Consider the following 24,144-nt stretch of genomic DNA (forward strand, 5'->3'; position numbering starts at 1 on the left):
GCTGGGACGGAAGGCGCCACGACGGCACCGTGCCCATACCGAGGGCCGGCGGCGGCGGTGCCCAGGGCGCCGGCGGCGCCTCGGGCGGCGGGGCGGCGGGCGGCGGCGGCACGGGCGGCGGCGGCCCGAGCGGCCCGGGCGCGGGCGGTTCGGGGACCGGGCCGCAGGGCCCGCGGCCCGGCGGCCGGGCCGCGGCCAGGCGCGGGCGCAAGCGGCGCAAGCCGCTGTGGCGCCGCATCCTCGTGTGGTCCGCCGGCTCGCTGGCCTTCCTCGTCGTCGCCGTGGCCGCGGCCGGCTACCTCTACATCCGCCACCTGAACAACAACCTGGACAAGGAAGACCTCAACCTCGGCGACAACCAGCTGGCCCGCTCCCAGCCGAACGCCGACGGCCAGACCCCCCTCAACATCCTGCTGCTCGGCTCCGACTCCAGGGACGGCGAGGAGAACGCCGACCTCGGCGGCGGCGGCGAGGGCGGCGAGCGCGCCGACGTGCAGATCCTGCTGCACGCCTCGGCCGACCGCAGCAACATCTCGATGCTCAGCGTGCCGCGCGACCTGATGGTCCACATCCCCGAGTGCACCGACCCGGACACCGGCGAGACCTACCCGGAGATGCAGAAGGAGCGGATCAACGCCGCCCTCGGCCACGGCGGCCCCGGCTGCGTGGTGGCCACCTGGGAGGACCTCACCGGCATCCCGATCGACCACTTCATGATGATCGACTTCGCGGGCGTGGTGGACATGGCCGACGCGGTGGGCGGCGTGGAGGTCTGCGTGCAGGACAACGTCCGCGACCCCGACTCCCACCTGGAGATGACCGCGGGCACCCACGAGATCACCGGCGAGGACGCCCTGCACTGGCTGCGCACCCGGCACGGCTTCGGCGACGGCAGCGACAACACCGGCCGCACCCGCGCCCAGCAGATGTACCTGAGCAACATGGTCGAGCAACTCCAGGAGAGCGCCACCCTCTCCCACCCGGGCGACCTGATGGACCTGGCCGAGGCGGCGACCAACGCCCTGACCGTGGACCACGGGCTCGGCTCCGTGCAGAAGCTCTACGACCTGGGCAACGACCTGAAGTCGGTGCCCAACGACCGCATCAACATGACCACCCTGCCGACGCTGCCCGACCCGGACAACCCGAACGTCACGCTGGTGCCCGACCCCGACCGGGACGAGCCGATCTTCGACCTGATCCGCGAGGACATCGCCTTCGACGACCAGGACGCCGAGCCCGAACAGGACGACTCCGAGGGCGGGGACCAGCCGGAGGCCGACCCCGAGGACCAGATCCAGGTCGCGGTCCGCAACGGCACCGGCTCCGACCTCGAACTCCCCGTGGACCACCGCGCGAGCGACATCGCCGACCAGCTGGTCAGCCTCGGCTTCACCCAGGCCACCGCCGACAGCACCGCCGCCTCCGAGGAGACCTCCCAGGTGCTCTACCCGGGCGCGGAGGACCAGGCCAACGCCAAGGCCGTCGCCCAGGCGCTCGGCATGCCGGGCAGCGCGGTCCGCACCTCGCCGAACGTCGACGGCATCACCCTGATCGTCGGCGGCGACTGGCGCGAGGGCACCAGCTATCCCGAGCAGACGGACGACTCGGGCGAGACCGGCGGCGAGCGGGAGCCGATCATCGAGGAGGACGAGATCACCTCGGGCCGCGACAACGACGAGTGCATGCCCGTCAACGTCGCGGGAGGCTACAGCTTCTAGCGGCCCCCGCGGGCCGCCGCCGGCCCCGCACCCGAGGTGCCTGAGGGTGCGGGGCCGCCGCACAACCGGCAACAGGCGGGCCCGGCGCGCCCCCGCGCCCGGCCGGCCCCGAACGACGCGGCCTAGCCCCGCGGCTGGGAGGCGGGCACCGGCTCCCGCCTGGAGGCGATGACGTGCCGGGCCAGTTTCCTGGGGCTGGTCAAGAAGCCCCAGCCCCAGGACAGGTGCATGGTGGCCAGGGCCAGCGGTATCCGCGCCCGCGCCCCGAGGCCGAGCCCCTTCCCCGCGGGGAGCGAGCCCAGGACGATCGCCGCGAGATAGCCGGCCGGCACCACCAGGCCCCAGGGGGTCAGCGCCGCGCCCACCACGATCCCGGCGGCGAGGGCCAGCAGCGCGAGCGGCGGCGCCAGGTAGCGCGGGTTGATGGACCCGGCGTGGTAGCGGGCCACCACCCGCCGCCAGCGCCCGTAGTTGCGGTACTGCCTGGCCAGCTCCCGCACCGAGGGCCTGGGCCGGTAGGACACCAGCAGCTCGGGCGAGAACCAGATCAGCCCGCCGGCCTGCCGGATGCGGTAGTTCAGCTCCCAGTCCTGGGCGCGGATGAACTCCTCGTTGTAGCCGCCCTGCCGCTCCAGCACCTCGCGCCGGAAGACGCCGAGGTACACGGTCTCGGCCTCGCCCGCGGTGCCCCCGGTGTGGAAGGCCGCGTTGCCCACGCCGATCCGCGAGGTCATCGCGGCGGCCACGGCGCGCTCCCAGTCGTTCTCGCCCTCGGCGTGCATGATGCCGCCGACGTTGGCCGCCCCGGTCTCGTCCAGCAGCCGCACGGCGGTGGCGATGTAGCCGGGGGAGAGCATGCCGTGGCCGTCGACCCTGACCACCACCGGGTGGCGGGACTCGCGGATCGCGGCGTTCAGCCCGGCCGGGGTGCGCCCGGTCGGGTTCGGCACCGTCCGCACCCGGGGGTCCTCGGCCACCAGCTCCGCGGCGATCTCGTCGGTCCGGTCGGTGGAGGGGCCGAGGGCGATCACCACTTCGAGCTCGCCCGGGTAGTCCTGTTCCAGAATGTGCCGCACCGAGCTGCGCAGATGCCGTTCCTCGTTGAGCACCGGCATGATCACGGACACGGCGGGAGTCGACGGAGAGCTGGTCACCGGCTCACGTTACCGCGAACGGGCGACCCCGGCGCGCGCCGCCCCGGTGGGCAGATCGTATGCCCATACGGTGAGCGCGGGAGGTGCCCGAGATGCCGCTACGACGCCGACGCCGCCTCGGCCTGCGGACCGCGACCACGCTGGCGGCTCTCGTGCTCGCGACCAGCGCGATCGGCCACACGGTGGTGACCTCGGCGGCGGGCCGGGTGCACCGGGTGGACGCGTTCCACGGCCTGGACGACCGGCCCGAGGCCGGGCGCGGCGTCAACATCCTGCTCATCGGCACCGATTCGCGCGAGGGCCTGACCGAGGCCGAGCGCCGGCGCTTCCGGCTCGGCGGCGCGGGCTGCTTCTGCGCGGACAGCATCATGCTGCTGCACCTGTCCGAGGACCGGGACCGGGCCAGCGTGGTGAGCCTGCCGCGCGACTCCTACGCCGCGCTCCCGGCCCACGACCTGATCCTCTCCAAGGGCCACCACGAGGCGCACCCGGACAAGCTCAACGCCGCCCTCTCGCACGGCGGGCCCTCCCTCATGGTGCGCGCCGTCGAGGACCTCACCCGGCTGCGGATCGACCACTACCTCGAGGTCAGCTTCGTCAGCTTCATGCGCGCCGTGGACGAGATCGGGGGCGTGCGGGTGTGCACCACGCGCCCGCTGAAGGACGACCACTCGGGTCTCGACCTGCCCGCGGGCACCCACACCCTGGACGGCGCCGGGGCCCTGGCCTTCGTCCGCGCCCGGCACGTGGACGGCTCTTCCGACTTCGGCCGGATGGCGCGCCAGCAGCGTTTCCTCGCCGCGTTCCTCGACCAGGCGGTGTCCGGCGGGGTGCTGCTCAACCCGGCGAAGTTCGGCGCCACGGCCGACGCGCTGCTCGGCTCGGTCAGCGCCGACCCCGGCCTCGGCGCCGAGGAGATGCTCGAACTGGCCGGGCTGATGCGGGACTTCGACCCGGACGCGGCGGAGTTCGCCTCGGTGCCCGTCGAGGAGAAGGGACGGGCGGTGCCCGGCGTCGGCTCCACGGTCGTCTGGGACCGGGCCGGCGCGGACCGCTTCTTCTCCGCGCTCAGGGCGGACCGCCCGCTGCCGGGCGCCGCGGGCGCCGCGGCCGGGGAGCAGGCCGCGGCCGGGCAGAAGAACGCGCCCGACGCCGGCACCTGCGCCTGATCCCCCGCCTCAGCGCACCTCGACGAACGCCCCGGCCTCGCGCGGCGGCCGCGGGGTGGGCGCCGAGGCCGCCCGCCCGACGGCCACCGCGCCCATCGGGTCCCAGTTCCCCGGCAGGCCGAGCTGGGCGCGCACCACCTCGCGGCAGAACATCGTGGAGGACACCCAGGCCGAGCCGAGGCCCTCGCCGGCGAGCGCGACCAGCAGGTTCTGCACGCCGGCGCCCATGGCGGCCACGAACATCTCCCGCTCGGCCGCCGCCCGGCGCGCGTCGGGGTAGTCGTGCGCCCCGTCGGCGACCAGGCAGGGCACCACCAGGTAGGGCGCCGCGCGCAGCACCTCCCCGCGCCGCACCCGGCGCGCGATGCTCTCCTCGCTCTTCCCGTCCCGGCGCAGGTCGGCGATCCACGCCTCGCGCATCGCGTTGAGCAGCGCCTTCCTGGCGCCGGCCGACTCCAGCAGCACGAAGCGCCAGGGCGTGGTGTGGTGCGGCGCGGGGGCGGTCACCGCGGCGGCGACCGCGCGCCGCACCGCCTCCGGGTCCACCGGCTCCGCGGTGAACTCCCGCACGGTGCGCCGCAGCGTGACCGCCTCGCGGACGGCCTCCGAGGTGCCGAGCCGGAACATGTCCTCGGCGGCGGGTCTGATCAGGTCGCGGGCGGTGGCCCGGTGCGGGCCGACGCGATGGCCGAGGCCGCGGACCACCGCGACGGGCAGCCCCTCCTTCTTGCCCTTCACCAGGTCGCCCGCGCCCGCGAGCTCGTCGGCGACCGCGGTGATGCTGACGCCGAGGGGGTTGCCGTAGGGGTCGGTGGTGCCGCGGTGGTCGTCCACCACGGTGATCCCGGCGGCGCCGATCGCGACGTCGGTCTGTCCCGCCCGCCAGGGCCGCCCGAAGGTGTCGGTGACGACGACCCCGACCTCGACGCCCAGCAGCTCACGCAGCCCCCGGCGGATCTCCGCGGCCGAGGCGTCGGGGTCCTCGGGCAGCAACAGCACCGTGCCGACAGGGGTGTTGGAGGCGTCCACGCCCGCCGCCGCCATCACGAAGCCGTGCCGCGACTCCACGATCCTGGCCTGGCCGCGCCTGGCGACCACCCGCACGGTCTCCTCGTCCACGGCCGCGGTCCGGTCCTGCGCCTCCCGCACGCGGCCCTCGGCCTTGCTGACGATCTTCGAGGTGACGATGAGGACGTCGCCGTCCCGCAGGCCGGGCTGCCCCGGCGCGGTGGCGGCCTCGGCGATCAGCTTGGCCGGCTCGTCGCCGGGCCGCACCTCGGGGATGCCGGGCAGCGCCCACACGGTGTAGGAGGGCGCGCTCGCCCCTGCCCCGCCGTTTCCGCTCATGCCGCCCTGACCTCCCGGGCGAGGTCCAGCGCCGCGCGCGCCATGTCCGCGGCGGCGTCGACGTCGGTCATCAGCAGCGGCACCGCGCGGCAGCGGATTCCGTCGGCCTCGACCACCGTGACCGCGTCCCGGTCGGCGGTGTCGACCAGCCAGCCGTCGAGCAGCCCGGAGCCGTAGTGCTGGGCGACCGCGGCGGCCGTGGACTCCACCCCGACCGCGGCGAGCACCTTGTCGGCCATGCCGCGCACCGGCGCGCCGCCGATCAGCGGGGACAGGCCGATCACCGGCACCCCCGCCTCGGCGATCCCCTCACGCATCCCGGGCACGGCCAGGATGGTGCCCACGCTGACCACCGGGTTGGACGGCGGGAAGAGCACGAGGTCGGCCTCGGCCAGGGCCTCCAGCACGCCGGGCGCGGGCCGCGCCTGCTCGGCGCCGACCGGGACGACGGCGTGCGCGGGCACCGAGGCCCGCAGCCGCACCCAGTACTCCTGGAAGTGCACGGCCTTGCGGCCCCCGGCCCCGTCGTCGATCAGCACGTGCGTCTCGACCCGGTCGTCGGTCATCGGCAGCAGGCGCACGCCGGGCTGCCAGCGCCGGCACAGGGCCTCGGTGACGGCGCTGAGCGGGTACCCGGCGGCGATCATCTGGGTGCGGACGATGTGGGTGGCGAAGTCGCGGTCGCCGAGGCCGAACCACTCGGGTCCCACGCCGTAGGCGGCGAGTTCCTCCTTGACGGTGAACGTCTCGTCCGCCCGTCCCCAGCCCTGCTCCTCGTGGATGCCGCCGCCCAGCGTGTACATCACCGTGTCGAGGTCGGGACAGACCTTGAGGCCGAACAGATGGATGTCGTCGCCGGTGTTGCCGATCACCGTGATGTCCGCCTCGGGCGCGGCCCGTTGGAGACCGCGCAGGAAACGGGCACCGCCGATGCCGCCGGACAGAACCACGATGCGTCGCATGCGCCCCAGTCTGTCAGCAGGCGGATGGGGCGCGCGGGACGGGTGCGCCCGGCGCACCGCTCCCGCCCTGCGCGGGCGTGCCCCGGCTCAGGTCGCGGGCGCGCGGATGCATCGTCATCTCCGTGAGGCCGGGGAAGTAGACGTGCAGGCTGACGGCGGGCACCAGGGCCGCGTTGACCACCTCGTGCCGGTAACCGGGCGCGAAGACCCGCAGCGAGCCCGGGGTGAGCACCCGGGTGCCCCGGCCGTCGGCGTGCTCGGTGAGCGCGCCGTCGAGCACGGTGAACACGCCGTGCGAGGGGCCGTGGTCGTGCCGCCCGCTGTCCTGGCCCGGGAGCCAGCTCAGCAGCCACACCTCGTAGCCGGGGCCGGTCCGCAGCCGGTGGTACCAGCGGCTGGCGGCGTCGTACCCGACCAGGGGTGCCCAGCACTCCCGATCCCCCGCGAGCGCGGTCGCGAGGGCGGCGAACTCCGCGACGGTGCCGGGGTGTTCGGAGCGGCCCTGGGGCAGCAGGTGGGGGACCATCGAGGGGTCGCCCGCGATCTCGTTGTCACTGTTCATCTGGGTTCATCGAATTTCATCATGGTGGCTGCGACGGCGAACGCCCAGCGGAGCCGGTGGCGCGCCCGCTTGTCAACTCCTGTCAACCGAACGTGCTGTCGCGGGCATTGTTTCATCACTTCCGGTAGCTCCCCGTGGGGAAAGGTTTAGCTCCGGCGGAAGCCGGACAGGCGCACCCTTCCACCGCCTTCCCGCGGCGAGGGGCCGTTGCCCATCCGTGATCCGGCTGTGATCCTCGTCGCGGTCCCGGGCGGGCCGCAACACCGGGAGCGCCCCGTACGTCTCTCCTGTGCGAAGGGGGTGAGAGCTGCCGGAGGGGCTCCGGACGAGCCGGAACCGCCGGGTTCGGGAGCCCGGAGCCGGGCGAGCAAGCGTATTTTGTGCCGATTTGAACACTTTCCGTACGGCTGTGGTGCCACAGGGTGAATCATCGGGTGAATGGCAGAACGTGGCTTGACTGCCAGTGAGCACCCCACTTGTAATTTCACTCATGTCGTTCGAGCGAGATCGATAACGACGGCATCACGGGGAAGAAAAGACGACTAGGGGCGCGTATATGACCGAGCTGTTCCAACAACTGCTGGTCGACGAGACGGACGAGGAACTCGGGTGGCAGGAGCGCGCGCTGTGCGCGCAAACCGACCCGGAGTCCTTCTTCCCCGAGAAGGGCGGCTCCACCCGCGAGGCCAAGAAGGTCTGCCTCGCCTGCGAGGTCCGCTCCGAATGTCTTGAATACGCCCTCGCCAACGACGAACGCTTCGGAATCTGGGGTGGTTTGTCCGAGCGTGAACGCCGCCGCCTGAAGAAGGCCGCGGTCTGACGCGTCGAAGGGCGGCGACAGTCCCAGCCGCTAGTGTGGTGCGACGTCCACCACCGTCCAGCGAACCGGGGCCCGCACCTCGATGTCCGTGCAAAGCCAGTCGGCGGCGTCGCACCGAACGGCCGCCCACCCAGAATTCCCGCAGCACGTCGTCACCGCCGTGCTCGTCTCGCACGACGGCGAACGCTGGCTTCCCGACGTCCTGACCGGCCTGTTCGGCCAGGACCGCCCGGTGCAGGACGTCATCGCCGCCGACACCGGCAGCGCCGACTCCTCCGCCGCCCTGGTCACCGAGGCCTTCGGCGCCGAGCGCGTGCTCCACCTCGCCCGCCGCACCGGTTTCGGCACCGCAGTCGCCGAGGCCGCCCGCACCGCGCCGGTGCTCACGCCGGACGACCTGCCCTACCTCAAGCGGCCCCCGGCCTGGGACCCCGTCACCCGCACCTGGGACAACAGCGCCTACGACCTTCCCGAGCTCCCCTTCGGCGAGCCCGTCCACTGGCTGTGGCTGCTCCACGACGACTCGGCCCCCGAGCCCGACGCCCTCAGGGAACTGCTGCGCCAGGCCGACGCCAGCCCCTCCGCCACCATCATCGGCGCCAAGCTCCTCGGCTGGTACGACCGCAGGCAGCTCCTGGAGGTCGGCGTCTCCGTGGCCAACAGCGGCCGCCGCTGGACCGGCCTCGACCGCCGCGAGCAGGACCAGGGCCAGCACGACCAGATCAGGCCCGTGCTGTCCGTCTCCACCGCCGGCATGCTCATCCGCCGCGACGTCTTCGAGAGCCTCGGCGGCTTCGACCGCCGCCTGCCGCTGATGCGCGACGACGTCGACCTGTGCTGGCGCGCCCAGACCGCCGGCCACCGGGTCCTCGTCGCCCCGCTCGCCGCCCTCAGGCACGCCGAGGCCGCCTCGCGCGAGCGCCGCGCCATCGACTGCGCCGGGCGCCTCGGCGGCAGCCCGCACCGCGTGGACAAGGCCGCCGCCGCCTACGCCCTGCTCGTCAACGCCCGCGGGCGCGTGCTGCCCTGGGTCCTGTTCCGGCTGGTCCTCGGCACGCTCCTGCGCGTCCTCGCCTACCTGGTGGGCAAGGTCCCAGGCCGCGCCCTCGACGAGGCCGCCGGCCTGCTGGCCACCCTGCTGCGCCCCGGCCGCCTGCTCTCCGCCCGCCGCAGCCGCAGACGCACCGCCGACCCGCACACCGACCCCAAGGAGCTGCGCCCGCTCTTCCCGCCGGCCGGCGCCACCATCCGCACCACCGTCGAACAGGTCGTCAGCAACCTCACCGGCCGCTCCGAGCCCGCCTCCGCCTCCACCGGCAGGCACGGCGGCGCCGTCGAGTCGGGGCCGACCGACGACGAGGCGGAGGACCTCCAGGTCGAGCAGTTCGCGCGGCTGCGCCGCCTGGTGCGCCGCCCCGGGCCGATGCTCTTCCTCGCCCTGCTGCTCACCTCCCTCCTCGCCTGCCGTGACCTCATCGGCGCGGGCGCCCTCTCCGGCGGCGCCCTGCTGCCCGCCCCGGCCGACCCGGGCGGCCTGTGGGACCGCTACCTCGCGGACTGGCAGCCCATCGGCACCGGCGGCACCGAGACGGGACCCCCGTACCTGGCCTTCCTCGGCCTGCTCTCCACGCTGCTGCTCGGCCACACCGGGCTCGCCATGACCCTGCTGCTCGTCGCCTCGGTCCCGCTGGCCGGCGCGAGCGCCTACTTCACCTCGCGGCCGCTGGTCATGTCCCGGCTGCTGCGCGCCTGGGGCAGCGTCGCCTACGCCTTCCTGCCCGCCGTCACCGGCGCCCTGGCCGGCGGCCGGATCGGCACCGCGGTGCTCGCCGTGCTGCTGCCCCCGCTCGCCCGCTGCGCCGTCACCGCCGCCGGGTACGCCGCGGAGAACGGCCGCGGCCCCTGGCGCGCGGCGTGGGCCAGCGCCCTGCTGCTGACCGTCTGCACCGCGTTCACCCCGATCGTGTGGCCGATGGCCGTGCTGCTCGCGCTCTTCGCGGTGGCCTTCCCGCTGCGGCCCGCGCCCGGCGTGGTCCGGGCCAAGGCGCTGCGGTTCGCCGCCCTGCTGCTCACCCCGTTCCTCCTGCTCGGCTCCTGGTCCTGGTCGGCGCTGCTCAGCCCCTCCGACGTCGTGCGCGAGGCCGGCCTGCCCTTCGACACCGGCCGCAGCAGCGCGTTCGAGCTGCTCAACCTCAACCCCGGCGGCCCCGGCACCCCCGGCACCTGGCTGCTGGTCGGGCTGCTGCTCGCGGCGCTCGGCGCCCTGCTGCGCGCCGAGCGGCGGCTGGCCATCCTGACCGCCTGGGCCGTCGCCGTGGCCGGCCTCGTCTTCGCCGTCTGGTCGGACGACGAGCACTGGGCCGGCCCGGCCTCGCTGGTCTACGGCATCGGCCTGCTGTGCGCCGCGGTCCTCGGCGCCGACGGCGCCCGCTACCGCGTCGCCGCCCGCAACTTCGGCTGGCGGCAGCCCGTCGCGGTCGCGGTCGCGGGCGCCGCCGCCGTCGGCCCGCTGCTCGTCGCCGCCGGCTGGGTGCTGGGCGGCGCGGACGGCCCGCTGGAGCGGAGCGACCCCACCCAGGTGCCCGCCTTCGTCGCCGAGGAGAGCAGCACCGGCGACCAGGCCCGCACCCTGGTGCTGGCCGGCGAGGGGGAGAGCGAGGACGGCCCGGCCGAGCACGTCAGCTACACCCTGGTCCGCGGCTCGGGCGCCAGGCTCGGCGACGCGGACCTGGCCCAGACGATGGGCGAGGACAGCGAGCTGACGAAGGCCGTCGGCGACCTCGTCGCCGGCTCGGGCGCCGACCAGACCGCCGTGATGGCGGGCTACGCGATCCGCTACATCCTGGTCCAGGACGGCTCCCCGCCCGGCCTGCACCAGGTGCTCGACACCACGCCGGGGCTCCAGCGCCTCAGCCAGGAGGACGGCAGCGCCCTGTGGCGGGTGGACCGCGAGGTCTCCCGCGTCATGGTCCTGCCCCCCGAGGGCGCCGAGGAGGCGGCCGGAGCGGAAGCCGGGGAAGCCGAAGAAGGCCAAGAAGGCGGGGCAGCCGGGGAAGGCGGCGAAGGCGGCGAAGGCACGGGCAACGCCGGGCAGGGCGAGGAGGGTTCCGGCGGCGCCCAGGGCGGCGCCGAGCCCGTGGCGATCCCGGCCGGCGCCGTCGAGGTGCACGCCGACCTGCCGGAGGGGCCCGAGGGCCGCACGCTGCGGCTGGCCGACGCCGCCGCCGAGGGCTGGCACGCCACCCTGGACGGCAGGCCGCTGACCCCCATCACCGTGGACGGCTGGGCGCAGGGCTTCGAACTCCCCGCGGGCGGCGGCCGGCTCGACGTGGTCCACGAGACCTCGGGCGGCCACACCCTGTGGGTGTGGCTCCAGGGCTTCGGGCTGCTCGTGCTGTGCGTCCTCGCGCTGCCCGGCCGCCGCCGCGAACTCGACGACGACCTGCCGGAGGCGGAGCTCGCGGGCGCCGTCCCGCAGGGCCGCCGGGCCCGCCGCCAGGCCGCCGCCGGCACCGGCCCGGCCGAGCCGGGCCCGGGTGCCCCCGCGGAGGGCGCTGCGGGCGAGCAGCCGCCCCGGCTGCCGCCCGAACCCCCGGGCGTGCCACCGCAGTTCGAGCCGGCGGACGCCTCGGCCCCGTACGAGCCGGCCCCCGTGCCCCCGCAGTACGACCCCACGAACGCGCCGCCGCCCTACGAGCCCGAGCCCACCGGGCAGGGCCAGTGGGCCCCCGCTGACCAGCCCTACGCGGGCGGGTACGAGGGCGGGTACGGCGCGCCGGAGCCGTACGGCGACGCGGGCGGCGACTCCGGCGGCTACTACCAGGAGGACCCGTCGATCCCCCGGCAGACCTACGGCGGCTGGGAGGAGAACGGCTACGACCAGCAGCGGTACGGGACGCCGTACGACTATCCGAACGACTACGGCGACGGGAGCGAGCAGCGGTGAACCGCGCGACCTTGTCCCTGCTGATCACTCTCGGCGTGCTCGCCGCGATCACGGGCTTCGCCACCCTCCGCCCCGACGACAGCGAGGTCCACACCCTCGTGCAGGACCTGCCGCGGCCCGTCGAGCGCTCCACGCTGACCTGCCCACGGCCGACGGCCGCCGAGTCGGCGACCACCTGGTACACCGGGTACACGCCCCCGAGCGACCCGGTGCCCGAGGTGGAGGAGGGGGAGCAGGCCGGCAGCGCCGACCTGCTGCCGGCCCCCGTCTACAGCCCCGCCACCGACCTCCCCTCCGACGAGGCCGGAGACGAGGACACCGGCGCGGGCGAGGACGGCGGGGACGGCGGCGACTCCGACGGCGGCGACTCGGACGGCGGCGACTCCGACGACGAGGCCGACGACGCGGGCGGGGACGGCGGCTCGGACGCGGCGGAGTCCACGGAGCCGGTCCTCTCGCTCGAGCAGCCGGGACGGCCGGTCACCGTCGACGTGGAGGACGGCGAGGAGCCCGGCCTCAGCGGGACCGCCGAGGAGTCCTTCGCCCCCGGCTGGACCGTCCAGCAGACCACCCGGGTCGACGCGGGCCCAGGCCGCGGCCTGCTCGGCACCGCCTGCCAGACCCCCGACACCCAGTTCTGGTTCGCCGGGGCGAGCACCGCGGACAACCGCCACGACTACGTCCACCTCACCAACCCCGACGACGCGGCCACCGTCGTGGACATCGAGCTCTACGGCCCCGAGGGCAAGCTGGACTCGGACCTCGGCGAGGGCATCGCCGTCCCCGCCCACCGCACCGTCCCGGTCCGCCTCTCCACCCTCACCGCCGAGCCGCAGCCCGACCTGGCCGTGCAGGTCACCGCCCGCACCGGCCGCATCGGGGCCGAGATCGAGGCCGTGGACGAGGAGCTCGGCGCCGACTGGCTCAACCCGGTCACCGCCCCGGAGGGCCGCGTGGTCCTCCCCGGCATCCCCGCGAACGCGGAGGCGGTGCGGCTGGTGGCGTTCGCGCCCGGCGACGAGGACATCACCCTCGACGTCGGCCTGGCAGGACCCACCGGCACCATCACCCCCGCGGGCAACGAGACCGTCTCGCTGCACGCCGGCACCGTCACCGCCGTCGACCTGGGCAACCTCACCCAGGGCGACGCCGGCTCGCTGATCCTCACCCCCGCCGAGGGCTCGGGCGCCGGGCGCGTCGTCGCCGCCGTGCAGGTCGCGGGCGTCGGCGACGGGGCCCAGTCCGGCGACCTGGCGTTCGTCCCGGCCGCCCCGCCCGTCGAGGACCGCGCCACCGCCTCGGGCAACATCGCCTCCGGCACCACCCTCGCGCTCACCGCCCCGGACGAGGCGGTGGAGGTGGAGGTCACCGTCTCGGCCGGGGCCGGCGGCGGCGAGCCGGTCACCGAGAGCTACACGGTGGACGGCAGGACCACCATGGCGATCCAGCCCGAGCTCCCCGACTCCACGGAGGGCTCCTTCGCGCTCACCGTCACCACCTCGGGCGGCCCCCTCTACGCCGCCCGCACCCTGCTCATGGGGGACGAGGACGCGCCCACCTTCACCGTCCAGACCCTCCCCGACGACCACTCCGCGGTCGCGGTCCCGGACACCGCCCAGGACCTCTCGGTGCTCACCGACTGAGGCGCCTGGCCCGGCCGGCGCGCCCCCCGTGCCCCGGCCGGGCCCCGGCGCACGCGGCCCAGGGCCGGGAGCGCGGGGCCTACTCCTCGCCGTACTTGGGGTCGACCGACTCCGGCGCGAGGCCGAGCAGTTCCGCGGCCTGTTCCACCACGACTTCGTGCACGAGCTGGGCGCACTCGTCGCGGTCCCTGCTGCGCAGCTCGACGGGCCTGCGGTAGACCACGATCCTGGCCGGCCTGCCCGGCCGGGCCCGGAACACCCCGCCGAGCGGCACGGCGTCGGGCCCGTCGAGGCCCCGCCCCTCGCCCTCGCGGGGCAGCGGCGGCACCTCCTGCACGCCGAAGTCCACGCCGGCCAGCTGCGGCAGGCGGCGGCGCAGCCGCTCGGCCGAGTCGTGCACCAGGGAGCCGAACGTGTCCGCCCGGCTCACCGCGAGGGGCACCTGCGGCGGCGCCACGGGTCCGCGCATGCCGCGGCCGTGCCGGTCCCGGTGCCGATGCCGGCCGGCCGGGCCCGAGGCGGCCGGGGGAACGCTGCTGGGTTTGTCCATCAACCTCCGACCTTAGATGACTGGAGCCTCCCCGGTCAGAACGCCCGCCACGCCAGGACCCGGGAACCACGGCGCGCCACCGGGCGGACTTCCGGGGGACCCCGGCGCGAACCCCCGGGCGATCTCCCGGGCGATCTCCGGCGAATCCGTACACTGCGGGCGCCGCGCGGCGACACGGTGGGGTGACGCTGCCAAGAGTCGTCGCGGCCCGCTCAGGAGTGCGGTACGGTCCAACATCGTGAGTCCCGTCCGTCGCTGTTCGCGCACCGCGTGCGGTCGCCCCGCCGTGGCCACGCTCACGTATGTCTACGCGGACTCCACGGCCGTTCTGGGCCCGCTCGCCACCTACGCCGAGCCGCACTGCTACGACCTGTGCGCCGAACACTCCGAGCGGCTGACCGCCCCCCGCGGCTGGGAGGTCGTGCGGCTCGCCGTCGACCCCGCCGCCGTCCGGCCGAGCGGCGACGACCTGGAGGCGCTCGCCGACGCCGTCCGCGAGGCCGCCCGCACCCCGCCGCCCCGCCCGGACCAGCGGCCGGGCGGCCAGGGGCGCCCGGGGCCGCCCGAGGGCGCCGACCCCATGGAGGTCGCCCGCCGCGGCCACCTCCGCATCCTGCGTTCCCCGGAGCCGTAACCTCCGGCCGGTACAGTTGACGGGCGCTTTTCGACGGCTTTCGACAGCACTGCCCATCATCGCCACCTCCAGACAAGGGGTCAGCCGTGCCGGACCTGTCGCACATTGTGAAGGCCTACGACGTACGCGGTGTGGTTCCCGACCAGTGGGACGAACGCCTGGCCGAGCTCTTCGGGGCGGCGTTCGTGCAGGTCAGCGGCGCGAAAGCGCTGGTCATCGGCCACGATATGCGGCCCTCGTCGCCCGGCCTCTCACGCGCCTTCGGCCGCGGGGCCGTCGGCCGCGGCGCGGACGTCACCGAGATCGGCCTGTGCTCCACCGACGAGCTCTACTACGCCAGCGGCGCCCTCGACATGGCGGGCGCGATGTTCACCGCGAGCCACAACCCCGCCCGCTACAACGGCATCAAGATGTGCCGTGCGGGCGCCAGGCCCGTCGGGCAGGACAGCGGGCTCGCCGAGATCCGCGCCCTGGTGGAGGAGTGGGCCGAGCGCCCCGATGCCGCCCCCGCCCCGGTCGCTGGGCCAGGCACCGTGCAGCGCCGCGACGTGCTGCCCGGCTACGCCGCCCACCTGCGTTCCCTGGTCGACCTGAGCGCGATCCGCCCCCTGAAGGTCGTGGTGGACGCCGGCAACGGCATGGGAGGGCACACGATCCCGACCGTGTTCGAGGGCCTGCCGCTCCAGGTGACCGAGATGTACTTCGCACTCGACGGCACCTTCCCGAACCACGAGGCCAACCCGCTCAACCCGGAGAACATCGTGGACCTCCAGGCCCGGGTCAGGTCCACCGACGCCGACCTCGGCCTGGCCTTCGACGGGGACGCCGACCGCTGCTTCGTCGTCGACGAACGCGGCGAGCCGGTCTCGCCCTCCGCGATCACCGCGCTGGTCGCCGCCCGCGAACTCGCCAAGGCGCCGGGCTCGGCGATCATCCACAACCTGATCACCTCCAGGTCCGTGCCCGAGGTGGTCAGGGAGAACGGCGGCACGCCCGTGCGCACCCGGGTGGGCCACTCGTTCATCAAGGCCGAGATGGCCAGGACCGGCGCCATCTTCGGCGGCGAGCACTCGGCGCACTACTACTTCCGCGACTTCTGGAACGCGGACACCGGCATGCTCGCCGCCCTGCACGTCATGGCCGCCCTCGGCGAGCAGGACAGGCCGCTGTCCGAACTCGTCGCCGCCTACGACCGCTACCCCTCGTCCGGCGAGATCAACAGCGAGGTGGACGACCAGGCGGCGCGCACCGCCGCCGTCAAGGCGGCCTTCGCCGACCGCCCCGGGACCACCGTCGACGAACTCGACGGCCTCACCGTGCAGGGGCCCGGCTGGTGGTTCAACCTGCGGCCCTCCAACACCGAGCCGCTGCTGCGCCTGAACATCGAGGCCGACGACGCCGCCACCGTCGACAAGCTGCGCGACGAGGTGCTCGGCATCGTCAGGGGCTGACCGCCCCGGGGGGCACCCCGCGGCCCCGCCGCCCCGCTCCGCCCGGGCGGTCCCGTGCGTCGGCCCGGGCGGTCTCCGTGCGCGGGCCGTGCGCGGCCGGGGCCGCCGGGTGCCCGGCCGCCCGGGCGCCCCGGCTCCCCGTGCCGGGGCGGCGGCCCTGCGGGTAGGGTGATCAGCGACCACAGCGCACGACAGCCCACGCGCACGTGCCACAGCCGCCGGAGGGACGCCATGCCGCTCGTCGAAGCCGCCCTGCTGGAGATCCTCGCCTGCCCCGTGTGCCACGCGCCGCTGCGCGAGGAGGGCCAGGAGCTGGTCTGCACCGGGGAGTCCTGCGGACTGGCCTACCCGGTGCAGGACGGCGTGCCCGTCCTCCTTGAGGACGAGGCGCGCAGGCCGTGACCCGGCCGGGGCGCCCGAGTGCCGGCCGCGCCCCCGCGGCGCGCGGCATAGCGCCCGCCCGCCCGCCGCGCCGCGCGGGGGACTCGCGCCCCCTCCCGGCGAGTTGAGGGAGCCCGCATGATCGACGAATCCCTGCTCGACGCCCCCGAGGAACTGCTGCGCGCCGACCCACGCGGCCTGCTGCGCGCCGTCGCCGCCGCCGGCGCCCACGTGCGGACCGCCGCGCACGCCGCCGAGGAGTCCGACCTCGCCAAGCTCAGGCCGGAGGGCCGCCCGGGCACCGTGCTGATCGCCGGCACCGGCCCCGCCGTGCCCCTGATCGCCGGCCTCCTCGGCGCCCTGGCCGGGGACGGCACCCGCGTCACCGAGCTGCACCCCACCGGCGCGCTCGCCGCCCCGGGCGCCCTCGGCTGGGCGCTGCCCCGCTGGGCCGGGCCGCTCGACCTGCTGCTCCTGGCCACCGCGGAGGGCACCGAGCCCGGCCTCACCCTGCTGGCCGAAGCCGCCTTCCGGCGGGGCTGCTCGGTGGTCACCGTGGCGCCCGCGGACTCGCCGCTGGCCGAGGTCACCACCCACCGGCGCAACCTTCTCCTCCCGCTCACCCCCGCCCCCTTCCAGGAGCCCATCGGCCACCCGGGCGCCCCGGGGCCCGCCTGGTCGCTGCTCACGCCGCTGCTCCTGCTCGGCGACCGGCTGCGGCTGTTCGAGGCCGGCCTCGTCGCCCTGCACGACATGGCCGACCGGCTCGACGCCCTGGCGGAGCGCTGCGGCCCCACCACCCGCACCCACGACAACCCCGCCAAGACCCTCGCCGCCCAGCTGGGCGGGGACCTCCCGCTGCTGTGGAGCGAGGGCCCCCTCGCGGGGGCCGTCGCCCGGCACGCGGCGGCCACCCTCGTCGCCCTGGCCGGGCGGCCCGCGCTCCCCGCCGAGCTGCCCGGGGCGCTGACCGCCCACGCCGCGCTGCTCTCCGGGGATCTCGGCCCCGCAGGCGGCGACCCCGACGACTTCTTCCGCGACCGGGTCGAGGAGCCGACGCCGCTGCGCGCCCGCATCCTGCTGCTGCGCGGCCCCCTGCCGCCCACCGACGAGGGCACCGCGAGCGCGGCCGAGGCCGCCCGCCGCCTCGCCCTCGAACACGGCAGGCCGCTGGACGAGTTGGAGGTTCCCGAGGAGGGCGGCCCGCTGGACGCCTTCGCCGCGCTGCTCGCCCCCCTCGACTTCGCCGCCGTCTACCTGGCGCTCGCCACCCGCCCCGACGTCTAGCCCCGGCCCGGGACCGGGACCGGGGCACCCCGGCCGGGCATCCGGAGAGCCGGCCCGGCCCGGCGCGGCCCGCCGTCGTGCCGCGACCGGAAGGGCGCCGCGCCGCCGGCGCGCGCCCGCGCGCGCCACCGCGCGCGACCCGTAGCCACGCAGCGCACGACCGGACGGCCCGGCGCCGGACAGTTCAGCACCAGACAGCGCACGACGACTGAGCGCACGACCAGAAGGAACGCACGCAGATGGACCGCCTCGACAACACGATCAGGCCCTACGCCTGGGGCTCGGTCAGCGCGATTCCCCGGCTCCTCGGCGTCGAGCCGACCGGGCAGCCGCAGGCAGAGCTGTGGATGGGCGCCCACCCCGGCGCCCCCTCCCGCGTGGACCGCGGCGCGGGACCCGTCTCGCTGGCCGAGGTCCTCGAGGCCGACCCGGCGGGCGAACTCGGCGAGCCCACGGTGCGCGCCTTCGGCCCCAGGCTGCCGTTCCTGCTGAAGCTCCTCGCCGCCGACTCCCCGCTCTCCCTCCAGGTCCACCCCGATCTCGCCCAGGCCAGGGCCGGGTTCGACGCGGAGGAGGCCGCGGGCGTTCCCCCGACCGCGCCCTACCGCAACTACAAGGACGCCAACCACAAGCCGGAACTGATCTGCGCGCTCACGCCCTTCGACGGCCTGTGCGGCTTCCGGCCCGCCGCGCGCACCGCCGAACTGCTCGACGGGCTCGACGTCGACCAGCTCAAGCCGTACGCCGACGCGCTGCGCGCCCGGCCGGAGGAGGAGGCGCTGCGCGAGGTGCTGACCGCGGTGCTGTCCGCCGAGCCCGCCGCCATGGCCGACACCGCGCGCCGCGCCGGGGCCGCCGCGGCCGAACGGGCCGCGGAGCAGGGCCCGTTCGCCGCGGCCTACGCCGTCTACGCCGACATCGCCCGCCACTACCCGGGCGACCCGGGGGTGCTGGCCGCCATGCTGCTCAACCACGTCACGCTCCGCCCCGGCGAGGCCCTCTTCCTCGGCGCCGGCGTCCCGCACGCCTACCTGCGCGGCCTCGGCGTGGAGATCATGGCCAACTCCGACAACGTCCTGCGCTGCGGGCTGACCCCCAAGCACATCGACGTCCCCGAACTGCTGCGCATCGTCCGCTTCGAGGCCGGTCCCCCCGGCGTGCTGCGCCCCGCGGCGGACGACCGGGACGGCGGGGAGGTCCTGGACGGCACCCAGGTGTGGGACGGCCAGGAGGGCGCGGCGGGCACGGCGGGCGCCGCGGCGCCGGCGGCAACCGGCGAGGGCGACCCCGGGAAGGCCGCGCGCAGCGCCGAGGACGTGTACGAGACCCCGGTGAGCGACTTCCGCCTCTCCCGCCTCAGGCTCACCCCCGGCGCCCCCGCGCTCGCCCTGCCCCCCGGGGCCCCGCAGATCCTGCTGTGCACCGCGGGCCAGGCGCGGCTGCGCGACGCCACCGGCGCCGAACTCGCCCTCGCCCCGGGCGACTCCGCCTACGCCGGGGCGGCCGAGCGGCTGACGGCAGCGGGAGCGGGCACCCTCTTCCGCGCCACCGTGGCCCTCTAGGGCCCCCGGTTCCCCGCGCCCCGGCCCGGTGGCCGGGCGGCAACGCGCAATTCCGGCCGGAACCGCCGGGCGGCCTTGAGCCCCGCCCGGCACCCGGGTGTAGATTCGGGCCCTGAGTCAGACGTCGTTGCTGATGGCAGTCGGGAGGCCCGCGGGCCGGGCCCGGCCGAGGGGTAAGAAGGCCCTCCGACGGACTGTGAAGCTCGGCCGCGCCGCCCTGCCGCGGACGCGTCCGCAGCCGCACCCTGTCCGCCCACGCTCATCCCCGTGAGGAGCCAAGCCGTCATGACAACCACTCCAGACGCGCAGCGCACCGCCGAGGCCGCGCACGCCGCCGGCGCCCCGGAGGGCACCGAGCAGGCCCAGCCCCCCGCGTACCGGGTCGCCGACCTCTCCCTCGCCGAGTTCGGCCGCAAGGAGATCACCCTCGCCGAGCACGAGATGCCCGGGCTGATGGCGCTGCGGGCCGAGTACGCCGAGGCCCAGCCGCTCGCCGGGGCGAGGATCACCGGCTCCCTGCACATGACCGTGCAGACGGCCGTGCTCATCGAGACCCTGGTCGCACTCGGCGCCCGCGTCCGCTGGGCCTCCTGCAACATCTTCTCCACCCAGGACCACGCCGCCGCCGCGATCGCCGCCGCCGGCATCCCCGTCTTCGCCTGGAAGGGCGAGACGCTCGAAGAGTACTGGTGGTGCACCGAGCAGGCCCTGACCTGGCCGGACGCGCCCAGCGGCGGGCCCAACATGATCCTGGACGACGGCGGGGACGCCACCCTCCTCGTCCACAAGGGCGTCGAGTACGAGAAGGACGGCGCCGTCCCCGACCCGGCCACCGCCGAGAACGAGGAGCACCGGGTCATCCTGGAACTCCTCACCCGCACCCTGGCCGAGAGCCCCCGCAAGTGGACCCAGGCCGCCGCCGAGATCCGCGGCGTCACCGAGGAGACCACCACCGGCGTCCACCGCCTGTACGAGATGTTCCGCGAGGGCACCCTGCTGTTCCCCGCGATCAACGTCAACGACTCGGTCACCAAGTCCAAGTTCGACAACAAGTACGGCGTCAGGCACTCGCTGATCGACGGCATCAACCGCGGCACCGACGTCCTCATCGGCGGCAAGACCGCCGTCGTCTGCGGCTACGGCGACGTCGGCAAGGGCTGCGCCGAATCGCTGCGCGGCCAGGGCGCCCGGGTGCTCGTCACCGAGATCGACCCCATCTGCGCCCTCCAGGCCGCCATGGACGGCTACCAGGTCGTCCGCCTGGAGGACGTGGTGGAGACCGCCGACATCTTCATCACCGCCACCGGCAACCGCGACATCATCATGGCCACCGACATGGCCCGGATGAAGCACCAGGCGATCGTCGGCAACATCGGTCACTTCGACAACGAGATCGACATGGCCGGCCTGGCCAAGATCCCGGGCGTCGTCAAGGACGAGATCAAGCCGCAGGTCCACAGCTGGACCTTCCCCGACGGCCACAGCATCCTCGTCCTCTCCGAGGGACGCCTGCTGAACCTGGGCAACGCCACGGGCCACCCCTCGTTCGTCATGTCCAACAGCTTCGCGAACCAGACGATCGCCCAGATCGAGCTGTTCACCAAGCAGAGCGAGTACCCGACCGGCGTCTACACCATCGCCAAGCACCTCGACGAGAAGGTCGCCAGGCTCCACCTCGACGCCCTCGGCGCGCGCCTGACCGAGCTGCGGCCCGAGCAGGCGGCGTACATCGGGGTCGAGGTCGAGGGCCCCTACAAGCCGGACCACTACCGCTACTGACCGCCCGGCGTCCGGCCGCCGCCCCGGCCGCGGCCGGACGCCCGCCCCTCTCCTGCCCCTCCTGCTTCTCTCCGCCCTGCTTCTCTCCGCGCGCAGCCCCCCGCGACGCCCCGCGACCCCCGAAGGCCCCATGCCCCGCGGCCGATACAGCCTCCACGACCCGCACGACGGCACGCCCCTGGGCGAGGAACTCTTCCAGTGCGCCCCCGGGCCCACCGGCTGGCGCTACGTCTCCAGAACCGGACCGGCCCACGCCGTGGACCTCACCCTGGACGCCCTCGGCCGCCCCCTCCGCCTCGAACTGCGCACCGCCGACTGGCAGGTCCGCGGCGCCGCCCTCGACGGGGTCACCTGGGTCAGGCAGTCCGTGGACGGCACCGAGGCCGAGGAGGGCAACGCGGACGCCCGCGCCTTCACCGGCGTTTCCCCCGCCTTCCGGGTGGCCACCGCCCACCTGCTCCGCCTCACGCCCGCCACCCCCACGGCACGCGTCCGCCTCCTCGACCTCGCCCCGCCCGTGCTCGCGCCCAGGACCCGCGACGAGACCTGGACCCTGCTCGGCAGCGAGCGCCACGACACCGACGCGGGGCAACTGACCGTCGAGCACTACCGGGTGGACGACCTGGAGACCGGCGAGCGCCACACCGTGCACCTGGCGGGCGACGTGCTGCTGGCCGCGCCCGGCGTGGAGCTCGAGGAACTCGACTCCCCGCCCTCCCGCCTCAGGCCGGAGGAATGAAGCCGGTCCGCCGCACGGGCGGGCCCTCAGGCAGCGCGGGCCCCACGGACGGCGGCCGCCCGCCCGGCGCGGGCCCCGCCGCGGATATCGAGCCACCGGGCGGCGGACCGCCGGGGGCGGCGAAACCGCCGGAGGCCACCGGCTCCGCGGGGACGGCCGCCGGCCCGTGCCCCGCCGCGGGCGCCCAGGGCGCCGGCGCCGCGGGCGCACCGCCGAAGGCCGCCGACCGCCCCGCCTCGCGCCGCTGCCGCTCCGCGGCCACGGCCGCCAGGTACTCCGCCGGGTGCAGCCCGCCGGGCGGCGGGGCCCCGATCCTGGCCGCCACGTCGTTCGCCAGGGTCACCGCCATCGACCAGGACACCCGCCGATCCAGCTGCCAGGCCCGCGCGAGGTACTGGCGCACCGCGAGCCACAGCGGCTCGGGCACCTGCGACAGGTCCAGATCGGCGAGCCCACCGGCCGCCACGCCCGCCGCGACCCCGGGCGAAGGCGCGAGCGCGCGCCCCGCGCCCGGCAGCCGCTCGCGCACCACCAGCGCCCCCGCGAAGACGTCGCCGAGCCGCCTGCCCTGCGCCGAGACCAGGGAGGCCAGACAGGCCACCGAGCCAAGCGTCGCCAGGATCTCCAGGAAGCCCACCGCCCCCCGCACCAGCGCGTGCCGGAACCTGATCGGCCCGCCGTCCTCCCGAACCACCCGCAGCCCGAACGCCAGCTTCCCCAGCGAACGGCCCCGGCTCAGCGTCTCCACCGCCACGGGCACCCCGACCAGGACCAGCATCAGCAGCGCCGCCTGCACCGCGAGCGCCGCCGCGCTGCCCAGTGGAAGCACCGTGCTCTGCAGCACCACCGAGAGCGCCAGATAGCCCGCGAGCAGCACCACCAGATCGAAGACGACCGCCATGGCCCGGCTCGGCAGCCGCGCCGGCTGCAGCCCGAGCACCACCGCGTCCCCCGTCACGACCCTGCTCATCCCGACCCCCCTTCCCCGGCCCCGCGCCGCCCTGTCCCGCCTTCCCTGGACAGTCTGGCACCCGGGTCTGACAAGCTCCTCCCATGGACGTGGATGTGTTCGTCGCCGCCCACCGCGCCGAATGGGACCGGCTCGAGGCCCTGCTGCGCCGCCGGCGGCGCAGCCTCGCGGGCGCGGAGGCCGACGAACTCGTCTCGCTCTACCAGCGCACGGCCACCCATCTCTCGCTCCTCCAGTCCACGGCGCCCGACCCGGCCCTCGTCGCCAGGCTGACGACCCTGGTCGCCAGGGCCCGCAGCGCGGTGGTCGGCAGCCGCAGGGCCACCTGGCGGGACGCGGCCCGGTTCGTCACCGCCGGGTTCCCCGCCGCCTGCTATCGCACGCGTCACTGGTGGGTGCCCACGGCGCTCGTCTTCACCCTCGTCGTGGCGGGCCTCGGCTGGTGGATCGCGCACGACGCCGAGGTGCGGTCCGCCATCGGCGCCCCCGCCGACCTGCGCGAGATGACCAGGCCGGGCGGCGCGTACGAGAGCTACTACTCCAGCAGCCACGCCGCCGCCTTCTCCGCGCAGGTCTGGACGAACAACGCCCAGGTCGCCGGCATGTCCCTGGCCTTCGGGGCCTTCCTGGGCGTGCCCGTGCTCCTCCTGCTGTTCCAGAACGCCGTGAACGTGGCCGTCGGCCTGGGCCTGATGTCCTCCGCCGGCCGGCTCGACGTGTTCCTCGGCCTGATCCTGCCGCACGGCCTGCTGGAGCTGACGGCGGTCTTCGTCGCGGCCGGGGTGGGGATGCGGCTGGGCTGGACGGTGATCGATCCGGGGCCGACCACCCGCGCCGCGGCCCTGGCCAGGGAGGGCAGGGTGGCCATCGGCATGGCCATCGGCCTGGCCGGGGTGCTGCTGGTCTCCGGCGCCATCGAGGGCTTCGTCACGCCCTCGGGACTGCCGACCTGGGCGCGGATCGCGTGCGGTGTCGCCGCGGAGCTCGCCTTCCTGACGTACGTCTTCGTACTCGGCCGACGGGCCGTGGCGGCCGGCGAGAACGGGGACCTGGCGCGCGCGGACCAGGCGGACCAGGCGCCGGTGGCGGCCTGATCCCAGGGGCCTCGCTTGACGGAGGTACGGGCGGGGCGTAATGTTCTCCGAGCTGCCACTGAGCGGCCGGGGATTCCGGTGAACAAGTGGAAGCATCCCGGCCACCATCGAGTGGCATCCACTACGCAAGGCTGATCGGCCCGTGAGGGTCTGTTTTGGTGTGTCCGGAACAGGTGCTGCGGGAGCTGGATTTGGTTTCCGGCGGGGATTGGTTCTAAAGTAGTGGGCATACCGAACGAAGCCCGATGAGGGTCCGTTCCTTGAGAACTCAACAGCGTGTCTATTCTCGTCAATGCCAGTTTATTGATTGAGTAGTTCATTTTTAGCGAGGATTCTCGCGTGAAGCATTCACGGAGAGTTTGATCCTGGCTCA

Annotated in this window: 19 protein-coding genes; 13 read left to right on the top strand and 6 right to left on the bottom strand. The window is 75.1% G+C overall.

Translation table 11 applies throughout. From position 1 onward, the window contains the following. The first annotated feature begins 29 nt into the window (after positions 1 to 29). Positions 30 to 1,721 (top strand): LCP family protein, encoded by a 1,692-nt coding sequence (locus D7294_RS28150; protein ID WP_241562681.1) that lies wholly within the window; start codon positions 30 to 32, stop codon positions 1,719 to 1,721. Positions 1,722 to 1,843: 122 nt separating this feature from the next. Here the strand turns inward: D7294_RS28150 and D7294_RS28155 are convergent, their stop codons facing one another. Then, positions 1,844 to 2,875: a glycosyltransferase family 2 protein gene (locus tag D7294_RS28155; protein ID WP_277751125.1), complete on the bottom strand. Its 1,032-nt coding sequence runs from the start codon at positions 2,873 to 2,875 to the stop codon at positions 1,844 to 1,846. A 92-nt stretch (positions 2,876 to 2,967) separates the two neighbouring features. Between D7294_RS28155 and D7294_RS28160 the strand changes: the two genes are divergently transcribed. Further along, a complete protein-coding gene (locus D7294_RS28160; RefSeq protein ID WP_120684622.1) occupies positions 2,968 to 4,044 on the top strand; it encodes an LCP family protein in 1,077 nt (358 codons plus the stop codon). A 9-nt stretch (positions 4,045 to 4,053) separates the two neighbouring features. Here the strand turns inward: D7294_RS28160 and D7294_RS28165 are convergent, their stop codons facing one another. From D7294_RS28165 to D7294_RS28175, 3 genes are read right to left on the bottom strand one after another with little or no spacing between them, the layout of a single operon-like run. Further along, a complete protein-coding gene (locus D7294_RS28165) occupies positions 4,054 to 5,391 on the bottom strand; it encodes a coenzyme F420-0:L-glutamate ligase (protein ID WP_120684623.1) in 1,338 nt (445 codons plus the stop codon). Further along, positions 5,388 to 6,353 carry a 2-phospho-L-lactate transferase gene (gene cofD, locus D7294_RS28170; RefSeq protein ID WP_120684624.1) on the bottom strand — a complete coding sequence of 322 codons (966 nt, stop codon included), beginning with the start codon at positions 6,351 to 6,353 and terminating at the stop codon, positions 5,388 to 5,390. The genes D7294_RS28165 and cofD overlap by 4 nt, the downstream gene beginning before the upstream one ends. A gap of 13 nt (positions 6,354 to 6,366) precedes the next feature. Continuing rightward, positions 6,367 to 6,915 carry a cysteine dioxygenase gene (locus tag D7294_RS28175; protein WP_120684625.1) on the bottom strand — a complete coding sequence of 183 codons (549 nt, stop codon included), beginning with the start codon at positions 6,913 to 6,915 and terminating at the stop codon, positions 6,367 to 6,369. Positions 6,916 to 7,471: 556 nt separating this feature from the next. Between D7294_RS28175 and D7294_RS28185 the strand changes: the two genes are divergently transcribed. The 3 genes from D7294_RS28185 to D7294_RS28195 all read left to right on the top strand — a co-directional run bounded on the left by D7294_RS28185 (position 7,472) and on the right by D7294_RS28195 (position 13,324). After that, positions 7,472 to 7,735 (top strand): WhiB family transcriptional regulator, encoded by a 264-nt coding sequence (locus D7294_RS28185; protein ID WP_120684627.1) that lies wholly within the window; start codon positions 7,472 to 7,474, stop codon positions 7,733 to 7,735. An 82-nt stretch (positions 7,736 to 7,817) separates the two neighbouring features. Then, a complete protein-coding gene (locus D7294_RS28190) occupies positions 7,818 to 11,681 on the top strand; it encodes a glycosyltransferase family 2 protein (protein ID WP_120684628.1) in 3,864 nt (1,287 codons plus the stop codon). Continuing rightward, positions 11,678 to 13,324: a DUF5719 family protein gene (locus D7294_RS28195; protein ID WP_120684629.1), complete on the top strand. Its 1,647-nt coding sequence runs from the start codon at positions 11,678 to 11,680 to the stop codon at positions 13,322 to 13,324. Before D7294_RS28190 ends, D7294_RS28195 begins: the two co-directional genes overlap by 4 nt. A 79-nt stretch (positions 13,325 to 13,403) precedes the next feature. On the opposite strand, the gene D7294_RS28200 is transcribed toward D7294_RS28195, so the two are convergent. Then, complete coding sequence (locus D7294_RS28200) at positions 13,404 to 13,874, bottom strand: metallopeptidase family protein (protein WP_120684630.1); 471 nt, start codon at positions 13,872 to 13,874, stop codon at positions 13,404 to 13,406. A gap of 238 nt (positions 13,875 to 14,112) precedes the next feature. Between D7294_RS28200 and D7294_RS33510 the strand changes: the two genes are divergently transcribed. The 7 genes from D7294_RS33510 (at position 14,113) to D7294_RS28235 (ending at position 21,707) form a co-directional block, all read left to right on the top strand. Further along, entirely contained in the window at positions 14,113 to 14,508 is a 396-nt protein-coding gene (locus D7294_RS33510; RefSeq protein WP_241562682.1) for a DUF3499 domain-containing protein, read from the top strand. 86 nt (positions 14,509 to 14,594) lie between these two features. Further along, positions 14,595 to 15,959 (top strand): phosphomannomutase/phosphoglucomutase, encoded by a 1,365-nt coding sequence (locus D7294_RS28210; protein WP_120684632.1) that lies wholly within the window; start codon positions 14,595 to 14,597, stop codon positions 15,957 to 15,959. 231 nt (positions 15,960 to 16,190) lie between these two features. Continuing rightward, positions 16,191 to 16,361, top strand: coding sequence for a Trm112 family protein (locus tag D7294_RS28215; RefSeq protein ID WP_120684633.1), 171 nt, complete (start codon positions 16,191 to 16,193; stop codon positions 16,359 to 16,361). A gap of 117 nt (positions 16,362 to 16,478) precedes the next feature. Next, positions 16,479 to 17,627 carry an SIS domain-containing protein gene (locus D7294_RS28220; RefSeq protein WP_120684634.1) on the top strand — a complete coding sequence of 383 codons (1,149 nt, stop codon included), beginning with the start codon at positions 16,479 to 16,481 and terminating at the stop codon, positions 17,625 to 17,627. Between the two features lie 239 nt (positions 17,628 to 17,866). Beyond that, complete coding sequence (manA, locus tag D7294_RS28225) at positions 17,867 to 19,189, top strand: mannose-6-phosphate isomerase, class I (RefSeq protein ID WP_120684635.1); 1,323 nt, start codon at positions 17,867 to 17,869, stop codon at positions 19,187 to 19,189. A gap of 285 nt (positions 19,190 to 19,474) precedes the next feature. Beyond that, entirely contained in the window at positions 19,475 to 20,968 is a 1,494-nt protein-coding gene (gene ahcY, locus D7294_RS28230) for an adenosylhomocysteinase (RefSeq protein WP_120684636.1), read from the top strand. A gap of 130 nt (positions 20,969 to 21,098) precedes the next feature. After that, positions 21,099 to 21,707, top strand: coding sequence for a hypothetical protein (locus D7294_RS28235; protein WP_120684637.1), 609 nt, complete (start codon positions 21,099 to 21,101; stop codon positions 21,705 to 21,707). On the opposite strand, the gene D7294_RS28240 is transcribed toward D7294_RS28235, so the two are convergent. Beyond that, on the bottom strand, positions 21,691 to 22,677 hold the full coding sequence (locus tag D7294_RS28240; protein ID WP_120684638.1) for an RDD family protein: 987 nt from the start codon (positions 22,675 to 22,677) through the stop codon (positions 21,691 to 21,693). The genes D7294_RS28235 and D7294_RS28240 overlap by 17 nt on opposite strands. A gap of 83 nt (positions 22,678 to 22,760) precedes the next feature. Between D7294_RS28240 and D7294_RS28245 the strand changes: the two genes are divergently transcribed. Continuing rightward, the gene (locus D7294_RS28245) at positions 22,761 to 23,771 is read left to right on the top strand and encodes a stage II sporulation protein M (protein WP_120684639.1); all 1,011 of its coding nucleotides are present in this window, start codon (positions 22,761 to 22,763) and stop codon (positions 23,769 to 23,771) included. Positions 23,772 to 24,144 lie beyond the last annotated feature (373 nt).

It is taken from the genome of Streptomyces hoynatensis (assembly GCF_003626535.1).
Lineage (GTDB): Bacteria > Actinomycetota > Actinomycetes > Streptomycetales > Streptomycetaceae > Streptomyces > Streptomyces hoynatensis.

What these genes read in the sequence shown, in the direction of transcription:
- D7294_RS28185 (WP_120684627.1), top strand. Translation starts at nt 7,472, where the DNA reads ATGACCGAGCTGTTCCAACAACTGCTGGTCGACGAGACGGACGAGGAA.
- cofD (WP_120684624.1), bottom strand. Translation starts at nt 6,353, where the DNA reads ATGCGACGCATCGTGGTTCTGTCCGGCGGCATCGGCGGTGCCCGTTTC.
- D7294_RS28240 (WP_120684638.1), bottom strand. Translation starts at nt 22,677, where the DNA reads ATGAGCAGGGTCGTGACGGGGGACGCGGTGGTGCTCGGGCTGCAGCCG.
- D7294_RS28200 (WP_120684630.1), bottom strand. Translation starts at nt 13,874, where the DNA reads ATGGACAAACCCAGCAGCGTTCCCCCGGCCGCCTCGGGCCCGGCCGGC.
- D7294_RS28175 (WP_120684625.1), bottom strand. Translation starts at nt 6,915, where the DNA reads ATGAACAGTGACAACGAGATCGCGGGCGACCCCTCGATGGTCCCCCAC.
- D7294_RS28160 (WP_120684622.1), top strand. Translation starts at nt 2,968, where the DNA reads ATGCCGCTACGACGCCGACGCCGCCTCGGCCTGCGGACCGCGACCACG.
- D7294_RS28245 (WP_120684639.1), top strand. Translation starts at nt 22,761, where the DNA reads ATGGACGTGGATGTGTTCGTCGCCGCCCACCGCGCCGAATGGGACCGG.
- ahcY (WP_120684636.1), top strand. Translation starts at nt 19,475, where the DNA reads ATGACAACCACTCCAGACGCGCAGCGCACCGCCGAGGCCGCGCACGCC.
- D7294_RS28235 (WP_120684637.1), top strand. Translation starts at nt 21,099, where the DNA reads ATGCCCCGCGGCCGATACAGCCTCCACGACCCGCACGACGGCACGCCC.
- manA (WP_120684635.1), top strand. Translation starts at nt 17,867, where the DNA reads ATGGACCGCCTCGACAACACGATCAGGCCCTACGCCTGGGGCTCGGTC.
- D7294_RS28220 (WP_120684634.1), top strand. Translation starts at nt 16,479, where the DNA reads ATGATCGACGAATCCCTGCTCGACGCCCCCGAGGAACTGCTGCGCGCC.
- D7294_RS28165 (WP_120684623.1), bottom strand. Translation starts at nt 5,391, where the DNA reads ATGAGCGGAAACGGCGGGGCAGGGGCGAGCGCGCCCTCCTACACCGTG.
- D7294_RS28190 (WP_120684628.1), top strand. Translation starts at nt 7,818, where the DNA reads ATGTCCGTGCAAAGCCAGTCGGCGGCGTCGCACCGAACGGCCGCCCAC.
- D7294_RS28215 (WP_120684633.1), top strand. Translation starts at nt 16,191, where the DNA reads ATGCCGCTCGTCGAAGCCGCCCTGCTGGAGATCCTCGCCTGCCCCGTG.